This is a genomic window from Zarconia sp. (genome assembly GCF_057467645.1).
Genome location: NZ_JBRJXU010000005.1, coordinates 1 through 8769, shown reverse-complemented (window position 1 = coordinate 8769; position 8769 = coordinate 1). Strand labels below are relative to the sequence as shown.

Annotated in this window: 10 protein-coding genes; 5 read left to right on the top strand and 5 right to left on the bottom strand. The window is 49.7% G+C overall.

All coding sequences use genetic code 11. The annotated features are described in order from the left end of the window. The 3 genes from AC2215_RS00320 to AC2215_RS00310 all read right to left on the bottom strand — a co-directional run. Window positions 1-1730: choice-of-anchor Q domain-containing protein (locus AC2215_RS00320; protein WP_486807946.1), on the bottom strand; the 1730-nt coding region annotated here is incomplete at its 3' end. A 964-nt stretch (window positions 1731-2694) separates the two neighbouring features. After that, a complete protein-coding gene (locus AC2215_RS00315) occupies window positions 2695-2814 on the bottom strand; it encodes a photosystem II protein Y (protein ID WP_486807945.1) in 120 nt (39 codons plus the stop codon). Between the two features lie 65 nt (window positions 2815-2879). Next, complete coding sequence (locus AC2215_RS00310; RefSeq protein WP_486807947.1) at window positions 2880-3449, bottom strand: gamma carbonic anhydrase family protein; 570 nt, start codon at window positions 3447-3449, stop codon at window positions 2880-2882. 165 nt (window positions 3450-3614) lie between these two features. Between AC2215_RS00310 and AC2215_RS00305 the strand changes: the two genes are divergently transcribed. The 4 genes from AC2215_RS00305 (at window position 3615) to folE (ending at window position 6575) form a co-directional block, all read left to right on the top strand. Then, entirely contained in the window at window positions 3615-4124 is a 510-nt protein-coding gene (locus AC2215_RS00305) for a TIGR02652 family protein (RefSeq protein WP_486807944.1), read from the top strand. Between the two features lie 139 nt (window positions 4125-4263). Further along, window positions 4264-4716: a VOC family protein gene (locus tag AC2215_RS00300; RefSeq protein WP_486807943.1), complete on the top strand. Its 453-nt coding sequence runs from the start codon at window positions 4264-4266 to the stop codon at window positions 4714-4716. A 232-nt stretch (window positions 4717-4948) separates the two neighbouring features. Continuing rightward, window positions 4949-5674 carry an SDR family oxidoreductase gene (locus AC2215_RS00295; protein ID WP_486807942.1) on the top strand — a complete coding sequence of 242 codons (726 nt, stop codon included), beginning with the start codon at window positions 4949-4951 and terminating at the stop codon, window positions 5672-5674. 133 nt (window positions 5675-5807) lie between these two features. Continuing rightward, window positions 5808-6575 (top strand): GTP cyclohydrolase I FolE, encoded by a 768-nt coding sequence (gene folE / locus AC2215_RS00290; protein ID WP_486807941.1) that lies wholly within the window; start codon window positions 5808-5810, stop codon window positions 6573-6575. Window positions 6576-6865: 290 nt separating this feature from the next. Here the strand turns inward: folE and AC2215_RS00285 are convergent, their stop codons facing one another. Then, window positions 6866-7090 carry a hypothetical protein gene (locus tag AC2215_RS00285; protein WP_486807940.1) on the bottom strand — a complete coding sequence of 75 codons (225 nt, stop codon included), beginning with the start codon at window positions 7088-7090 and terminating at the stop codon, window positions 6866-6868. Between the two features lie 127 nt (window positions 7091-7217). On the opposite strand from AC2215_RS00285, the gene rpmF reads away from it, so the two are divergent. Continuing rightward, entirely contained in the window at window positions 7218-7394 is a 177-nt protein-coding gene (rpmF, locus tag AC2215_RS00280; RefSeq protein WP_486807939.1) for a 50S ribosomal protein L32, read from the top strand. A gap of 243 nt (window positions 7395-7637) precedes the next feature. On the opposite strand, the gene AC2215_RS00275 is transcribed toward rpmF, so the two are convergent. Further along, window positions 7638-8769 (bottom strand): calcium-binding protein (locus AC2215_RS00275; RefSeq protein ID WP_486807938.1); only part of this gene is annotated, 1132 nt, incomplete at its 5' end.

The window sequence follows — 8769 nt, the reverse complement described above, 5'->3', positions numbered from 1 at the left end:
GGATTGGTTGGGTCTGTTGGATTAGTTGGGTCTGTGGGATTGGTCGGGTCCGTTGGATTAGTTGGGTCCGTTGGATTGGTTGGGTCTGTGGGATTGGTTGGGTCTGTGGGATTGGTTGGATTGGTTGGGTCTGTGGGATTGGTTGGGTCTGTGGGATTGGTTGGGTCTGTGGGATTGGTTGGGTCTGTGGGATTGGTTGGGTCTGTGGGATTGGTTGGGTCCGTGGGTTCTTCAGGGGGTACGATTTCCTCTACTTCAAACGCCCCAATATCGATTTGACCGTCGTTGCGGAGGATACCCCGTTGGTCGGCAGTCAAACCGGCAACATCCTGTCCCGCATCGATCGCGGGACTCCCTTCGAGCAAAGCATGGGTGAAGCGACCGCCCCCATTATCTTGCAACGGACCCAGCAGCGGATCGGCAATGAGCGCGCCAGCAACAATTCTTTGGATCTCGCGACCGGTACTGGTGACACCGGGAAACTGAATGTTGCCGCCACCATCGTTAACCGTGACGTTGGTTTGCTGTTCGGGATTGTTGGGGTCGTTGACGGTATTGTTGGCAAAAATCGTATTGGTGGCGGTGACGGGTCGGTTGATATTAAATAGGGCCCCACCTTGCTTGCCGGCATGGTTATTAACGATCGTACTATTGATAATTTCCGTGGCGCTGGAAACCCGCAGGGCCCCTCCAAATCCCCCGCCAGCACCATCATCGGCAATGTTATTCGAAAAAGTACTATTTTCGATGCGCACTTCGGCTGTATCGAGGGCATACAAACCCCCACCGCGATGGAGAACGCGATTGTTCGCAACGGTGGTATTTCTAACAATTAATTCGCCGTCGGCGTGCCAAATTGCCCCCCCTCGGGAGTTGCCATTCGAATGCTCGATGACTTCGTTATTGACGAAGGTGCTATCTTCAATAATGGCAACGTCAGGATCGTAGAGAAAAAAGAAAACACCAGCCCCGCGTCCGGCACTGCGATTGCTGTCAAAGAGGGTATTGCGCACCAAAACCGTCCCCACATCGGGGTCGAGGCGATCGCTTGCCCCATCGACAAAAATACCGCCCCCAAATCCGTTGGGATTCGTGGTATCTCGACCGGGGGTGGAGTCGTTTTGCACAAAGCTCGAATCTTCGACGGTGAGACCGCTGAGGAGGCTATAAACCGCGCCGCCGTTCACGCCGGTATTGTTTTTAAATTCCGTATTTTGAATGGTGGTATTGTTAAAGGCAAAAATGCTAATCGCACCACCACTAAACCCAGCGGTTGAGGTTGATGTATTTCCCTCAAATCGGCTATCTTTAATCGTAATCTCGCTCCAAGAATTGAAGCCGAGCGCCCCCCCTTGACCGCCGGTATTATTTAAGAAATTGGTATTTTCGATCGAGATAACATTTCGACCTTCGCTATGAATGGCTCCTCCTCGATCGGTTCCGGTGGATAATCCATTAGCCAGGGTCAAATTTTTGAGAGTTAAATCGTCATCGCGACCGAGATGTAAAATCCGATTGGTATTATTTCCGCTTAGGGTTAAATTTGGCGCATTCGCCCCATCGATTGTTAAATCTTTATCGACTTCTAATTGACCGCCCGTAAGGGTAATGGTAGAATTAGCTAAACTCGCATCAAACTGAATAACATCGCCGCTCGTTGCAGAAGCAATTGCCGCACGCAAAGAACCGATCCCACTATCGGCAGTGGACGTTACTGTAAAAGTTGCCATAGTTATTTATTAAAAAGGGACTGTTAACTGAAGGGGTGAAGAAAAGCGAGACTCGAGAAAATTCCGCGTCCTTGAATCTGGGAAAAAGAACCAGGTTGGCCGTCATCTCGTCACGGATTCTCCCCGGACGAGGAAGAGCTGGATAGAGACAAGTTGCAGAGTTAAGAGAAGAGGGATTTTAACGAACGGGTCTCAAAACGAATGGGTTCGAGAAAATAGAAATGCGATCGCCGATTTTAAATTTCGGTATGGTGACTCACTCAATGTTTGGGAGTGTGATGTGAGATGCACGACCTATTTATTCTTTCAAAGTTATATCGCATTTATCCGGAGCATTTTGACGATCGAAAATGATAAATTGAGGTGCGCGGAAAATACGGGAAAAATACGTCAAACTTACGTGAAACTTTCAAGCTTAATTTAATGTTTAAATCTTAATCGATTACTTATTCTAAAAACAAGCGATCGTCAAGAGAAAAATTGCGGATTTTTACAATTCGATCGGGTTGCACTCTGCCACGTGCAACGATCGCAGTTGCCACGTTGACGAAGATCGAGGATTTAAAGATATCCTCATCGAGGGGTTGGGGGTGGCTTCATCATTCCTGAGGAGGTAGAGTCGGGATGTCTTGTATAGATGGAACGAACTCCTGAGTTTTACCTCCCCTGCCTCTCCTGCCCAGATTCTCCATCCCCCTAAATAAAACGTAAGCCTTCAGCCATTAGCTGTCAGCCGTCAGTTCCCTTGCAGCCAGAAAAGCGATCGTTTCAAAGGGGTTTACCTGCCGCCGACTCGGCATTTTCCGAAGACGCGAACGCTCCAATCGAATCAATAGCGATCGTCTTTTCGGGAAAAGCTGAATGCTCAATGCCCATAACAAAACGAAATCCCCCAGTTCAACTGACTTAAGGGATTTCCCAGAGTTATTTTTTTGGGTCTCCAAAGGCCTGGAGTCACTCGATCTTAGCTTTCCTTATTGAGAAAACCTTGGACTTGACCGATGGCGGCTTGGATGATGTTAAAGCCCGCCCAGCTTAAAGCGACAATCACAGGGAGGAGTACGACAATCAAGCGCCAATCCATACTGATTTTTCCTCTCTTAACATATTTTTAAATGGTTCTCATAATTATATATGATGTTCGGACAATTAATTATCGAGTTCGTTTTTCTGGGTAAAGCCCAAATTTGTACCCCGGCCCGCATGAACCAGAGCCAACTGCTCGTACTTGCGAGCGTGTTCGATCAGTTCGGTCGCTTCGGCTTGTGACACCTGACGTCGCACCTTACCCGGAACTCCCACCACCAGAGAATACGGCGGAACGTCCTTGGCGACAACCGCCCCCGCACCGATGATGCTACCCGTTCCCACCCGTACGCCGTTGAGGACCACCGCCCCTATCCCGATGAGACATCCTTGCTCGATATGGGCGCTGTGAACCACCGCACGGTGACCGACGGTTACGTAATCTTCTAAGATCGTTGGCAAACCCGGATCTCCATGTAAAATAGCACCATCCTGAACGTTTGTATGAGGTCCGATCTCGATGACTTCAACATCCCCTCGAACCACCGCACCGTACCAAATACTCGCTCCCGCAGCCACAACCACCCGACCGATAACTGTAGCCGTCGCGGCAACAAAGGCCGCCTCGGAGACATCAACTCGAGGCCACGGACTGTCGTGACCTGGCGAAGCATCGCTCTGGGAAAGAGCCATTGGGGGTTCGAGAGGGTTTGCACTCATCAAAAGAAGAGGAACTCAGAGGTTAAGATAAGAATACTAGTAACGGGTGTGGGTTTGGGAAAGATTTCATTCTTTTTGACAACCCAATTTTCCTTACCAGTCTTCGAGCTGAATGCAACACCATAGAGTGACCGTCGAATGATCGATCCAGGCTTCCAGTTTCCAATCTTCGGCCCGGAAATTCAGTGTCCCCACTGTCGTCAGACCATTCCGGCGCTGACCCTCACTGATACTTACCTCTGTTCGCGCCACGGTGCATTTGAAGCCGATCCCGACACGGGAGAACTGGTTCATTTGCAATCCGGTCGTCATTGGCGCCGGTGGAAAGATGAATGGTATCGGCAACATACCCATCCCGATGGTATTCGGTTTGAAATTCACGAGGCACTCGATCGACTTTATACCCAAGGTTACCGAGCGACTAAAGTCATTATTGCCCGACGGTATAAGGAACTTATGGGTGCTTACCTCGAACGCAGTACCCCATGGCGCGATCGCACCAATGCTCCGATCCCGAAGCTATACGGTTTACCCGTCGAATTCAGTCCCGATCCCGAAGAGTCTCCCTGTTGGGACGTGATTAATTTCGATTTGGATAAAGAACCGGGTGTTCCCGTACGATACCCCTATTTTCGGCTATTTGAGTAACGCGATCGCCCTATCCTCATAGCGCTCTTCAAGATAATTCAGACATTTTTGTGGGTGAGCGTTGGGGGAAACGGGCGAAGGGTATGGGTTTAGGCTTGGGTCGTCTTCACTCTCACGAATATAGCAATATCGCCCAACCATGCATCACGCTTCGATTCGCACAGCCAACATTCACCGGGCGATCGCCTTTTACGAGCAACTCGGCTTCACAGTCTGCGAGCGTTTCACTACCGGCTATACCTTAGCTTGTTGGATGGAAGGACTCGACGGACGTATCGAACTGATTCAAATTCCGCAACCTCAACCCGCACCGGAAATCTTTAACGACGAGCATTATGTGGGGTACTATCACCTCTCTTTCGATTTGACGACGGCGACAACCGAGTTACCTCGTTGGTTAGAGGATTTAAAAGAGCGCTTCGATCGCCTCACCCAAGAAAATCCAGAGCAATTCCACCCCTTAAAAGTGTTGCTCGAACCCACGCAACAAGCCATCGGCGATCGGGTTTACGAAGTCACCTTCATCGCCGATACCGATGGCTTACCCCTCGAATTTATCCGTCAGTTGAGTGGGAATTCCGATCGCCAGTAAATCGATTGAATAAGCCTAAATACTTACCCATTCAACGAGCCCTCTGGTATCCATTTCGATCCCGAAGATTCGATCGCCCCAAAACCGAGAGTTCTCTTTTGCGTGGGTGGGATGAAACAGTGTTATAATTCACAAGGTAACAATTTCTTAACAATACGCTCGGAATCCACAGGAAATACCCTAAAGCCGGGAATCAAATCTCCCACGGGAGCCGAGAAAACCTAACTCTTTCATGACTTTATCGAGTGGAAAGCGTGCCTTAATTACAGGCGCAAGTAGCGGTATCGGTGAGGCAACTGCATTAGAATTTGCTCGTGCTGGTATTCACGTTGCCCTAGTGAGTCGTTCGGAAGACAAACTAGAGAAAGTCGCCCGTTCTGCCCAAGAGCATGGCGTCGAGGCAAAAAGTTATCCCTGCGATCTCGCCCGAGTCGAGGGAGTGCGCGAGCAGATTGAGACCATTGCAACTCAATTCGGTCCGATCGATATTTTGGTCAATAATGCCGGCATGGGTTATACTGGCTCCCTCATGGAAACCTCTCTTGCGGATTGGCAGCAAGTCCTCGATTTGAACTTAACCAGCGTATTTGAGTGCGTTCGGGGTATCTTACCCTCGATGCGAGAACGTCGCCAAGGAACGATCGTCAACGTGGCGTCGATCGCGGGTCAACAAGTCTTTCCCAACTGGGGGGCTTACTGTGTCAGCAAGTTTGGGTTGATGGCCCTGTCTAAAACCCTTGCTGCCGAAGAGCGAGAACGTGGAATTCGAGTCATTACCATCTGTCCGGGAGCTGTGAATACCTCAATTTGGGATACCGAAACCGTGCAGGCAGACTTCGAGCGCTCCACGATGCTAACGCCTCAAACGGTTTCCCAGACCATCTTGCAGACCATCGAGCTTCCCCAGCAAGCCGTCATTGAAGAATTAACCTTGATGTCGAACGCTGGCGTTCTCTAAAAAATTTTGTCATTAGTCTATTGCCCGTCAGCCAGTGGTAACGGCTTCGATATCAGTGCGACTGGAAGATAGTGATGGACGGTTGGCGAAAACTTCCCGTGTCAATTTTTGCAAACCCTAACGGAAATTTATCATGACCCTTGCATCGTCTAACGGTTTCAACAAACCGAACCAAAAGAGTGCCAACAGGAGCGATATGTCTCAAAATCTTTCCCAAGAATCTAGTGTCCAGAGCGATCGAGATCGGCTAGAGCGGAGCGTGTCTGGCGTCGATAGTGCTGCAATTCCTGCCATTGGCGATGTCGAAAGCGATCTGATTGCGAAAGCTCCTGTCTCAGACGAAGACATGCGACAAGCCGTACGAACACTGCTGCTCGGGTTAGGAGAAGACCCCGACCGTGAAGGGTTACGCGACACACCAAAACGTGTGGTCAAAGCCCTCAAATTTTTAACCTCTGGTTATACTCAGTCTCTGGACGAGCTCCTCAATGGAGCCATTTTCCATGAAGACACCAATGAAATGGTACTGGTACGCGATATTGATTTGTTCAGCTCTTGCGAGCACCATATCCTACCGATTATAGGTCGTGCCCATGTTGCTTACATTCCCAACGGTAAGGTAATTGGATTATCAAAAATTGCCCGTATTTGTGAAATGTATGCGCGACGGCTACAGGTGCAAGAACGGCTGACCCAAGACATTGCCAGCGCCTTGCACGGTCTTTTACAACCTCAGGGTGTAGCGGTTGTCGTCGAAGCATCTCACATGTGTATGGTGATGCGCGGTGTTCAAAAGCCTGGCTCTTGGACCGTCACCAGTTCTATGCGCGGAGTCTTTCAGGAGGATCCGAAAACCCGCGAGGAATTTCTCAGTCACATTCGCCACAAAGCGAATTTTTAGAGGTCTCGATTCGGTTTCGGTCTGATTCAAGAGGCGATCGCCATTAACGCGAGACCGATCTTCAAATAGGTGGCGACGGGCGTTGAAAGACACTCAAAGGGGTCAAAATCCATCGAATTTGAGTGGTCGACGCTCGAAAATTTCCGCCCAAATTAAGGAGAAGAGCGATCTTCTCCTTTGTTTTTATTTGGGTCTGGCCGTGGCAACGCTCGGTTCGGCAATTTTGTTATCTGAGCGGGTTTTTTCCTCCTCAGGTCTCCCAGCCCACCAACATCAGTATCCCGAGCGATCTAGCCGTTACGATCGATGGGCAAATTCCGCTCGATCGAAAACTCAAAAGCGATGGTGTTATGGGTGTTCTCGCCGACGAGTTGAGTCGAGGGCACGATCGAGCTTATCGGTGCGGGAATCATTTCCCCGCGAAAGTCTAAAAGTTGTACGAGCATCAGATAAGCTGTCGCGATAATTAAGGAAATCGCGCCCGTGACAATCGCGATCAGTTTCGATCGATTCATTCTTAAAGTAACCTTGATAGCCAAATTTTGCCTTTATTTTGACATGGTTTCCCCAGTCGATTCAAGCGAGGATGCTCTGCATACTCTAAAATAGAAAGGTTGTGCGAAATGAACAGGAGTCGCGATCGTGGCCGTTCCAAAGAAGAAAACGTCCAAAACCAAACGCAATCAACGCAGAGCGCTGTGGAAGCGTAAAGCCTCTCTCGAAGCGGAAAAAGCCCTGTCTCTGGGCAAATCCGTTTTAACCGGACGGAGCAAAGGTTTTGTGTATCCCGCTAAAGACGAAGAAGACGACGACGAATAGGACGCAATCGGGTATTCCCGTTAAAATGCGATTTAATCTGCGATCGCGTGTTTTTTCAACCCGATCGAGGTCAAACAAAAACCACCTGCATGGTTCCAAAAGTAAGCTGGAGCGCGATCGGGTGGTTTTGTGGTTTTGGTGGGTTGGCCACAAAGGCTATAAATTTAGCATGGAGAAAGCATAGAGAAGCCGATACGCTGGTGTTTTCGACTTCTCCATGAGTTACCTCGCGTCGATTAGAGATTACACCACGACAAAATCCTCGGCAGTGGGGGCAACATCCACCCCTTCCAGAATAGCGAGAATATCTCCACCCAATGCGATCGTCGTATCCGTTCCATCAGAAGTCACCGACAAATCGGCAAAGCTCAAACCACCTTTGAGGCCGATCGCATCTTCACCGGACACAAAGTCCGCGATCGTATCCGTTCCTGGCCGTGCTTCCACAACAAAAGTATCAGCACCTGCTTCACCAACTAACGTATCGTCTCCAATCCAACCTCGCAGGAAGTCATCGCCATCGCCGCCTTCGAGCAGATCGTCGCCCGCTTCGCCCCAAAGCCGATCGTTTCCAGTGCCACCAAGCAGCGTGTCATCTCCACTTTGACCGACAAGGCGATCGTCTCCAGCTCCGCCGTCAATGATATCGTTACCGCTCAGTCCTGTAATTAAATCGTTACCGCCGCCACCATCAAGAGTATCGGCATCATTAGTTCCCACGATTGTGTCATCAGTATCAGGATCGACAACGCTTCCCGGTTCGCCGATGGCTTGAGAGGAAAAGCGAAAAGGCACAATGCCAGCCGCTTCTCGGTCTAGTTCCACGGAAATCGAATCGAGGGTTCCCGACAATCCCAAACTCGGCTCATCCAAAATATCTTGGACTAAATTCTGGCTGATGTTTTGATAGAAATCATTGGGGTTGGGATAGGTTTCGAGATAGTCTTCGACAAAATTGGCCAAGGGAATCAAATCCGGGAAGGTCTCTAACCCATCCTTTTGATCGACGATGATGGTGGCATCGGCAACGGTTCCTCCCTGGACGGGAACCAAGATATCCTGCAAGTTGATAGTCACCACTTGGTCGGTGGTGTCTGGGGGGGTATTTGTGGCGGTGCTAATAAATTGGAACGGCAGGATACCAGAAGGTTTTCGATCGAGTTGTACGGAAATATCATCAAGCGTACCGGCTAATCCCAAGCTCGAATCGTCTAAGAGTGCTTGAGATAAATTGGTGCTAATGGTTTGGTAGAAGTCGTTTTCGCCGTCATAGTTGTTGAGGAAGTCTTTGACAAATCCGGCAACGGGGACGATATCGGGGAAGGTTTCCAAGCCATCGATTTGGTCGATGATGATGGTGGCATCGGCGACGGTT

What these genes read in the sequence shown, in the direction of transcription:
- folE (WP_486807941.1), top strand. Translation starts at nt 5,808, where the DNA reads ATGACCCTTGCATCGTCTAACGGTTTCAACAAACCGAACCAAAAGAGT.
- AC2215_RS00310 (WP_486807947.1), bottom strand. Translation starts at nt 3,449, where the DNA reads ATGGCTCTTTCCCAGAGCGATGCTTCGCCAGGTCACGACAGTCCGTGG.
- AC2215_RS00295 (WP_486807942.1), top strand. Translation starts at nt 4,949, where the DNA reads ATGACTTTATCGAGTGGAAAGCGTGCCTTAATTACAGGCGCAAGTAGC.
- AC2215_RS00285 (WP_486807940.1), bottom strand. Translation starts at nt 7,090, where the DNA reads ATGAATCGATCGAAACTGATCGCGATTGTCACGGGCGCGATTTCCTTA.
- AC2215_RS00305 (WP_486807944.1), top strand. Translation starts at nt 3,615, where the DNA reads ATGATCGATCCAGGCTTCCAGTTTCCAATCTTCGGCCCGGAAATTCAG.
- AC2215_RS00300 (WP_486807943.1), top strand. Translation starts at nt 4,264, where the DNA reads ATGCATCACGCTTCGATTCGCACAGCCAACATTCACCGGGCGATCGCC.
- AC2215_RS00315 (WP_486807945.1), bottom strand. Translation starts at nt 2,814, where the DNA reads ATGGATTGGCGCTTGATTGTCGTACTCCTCCCTGTGATTGTCGCTTTA.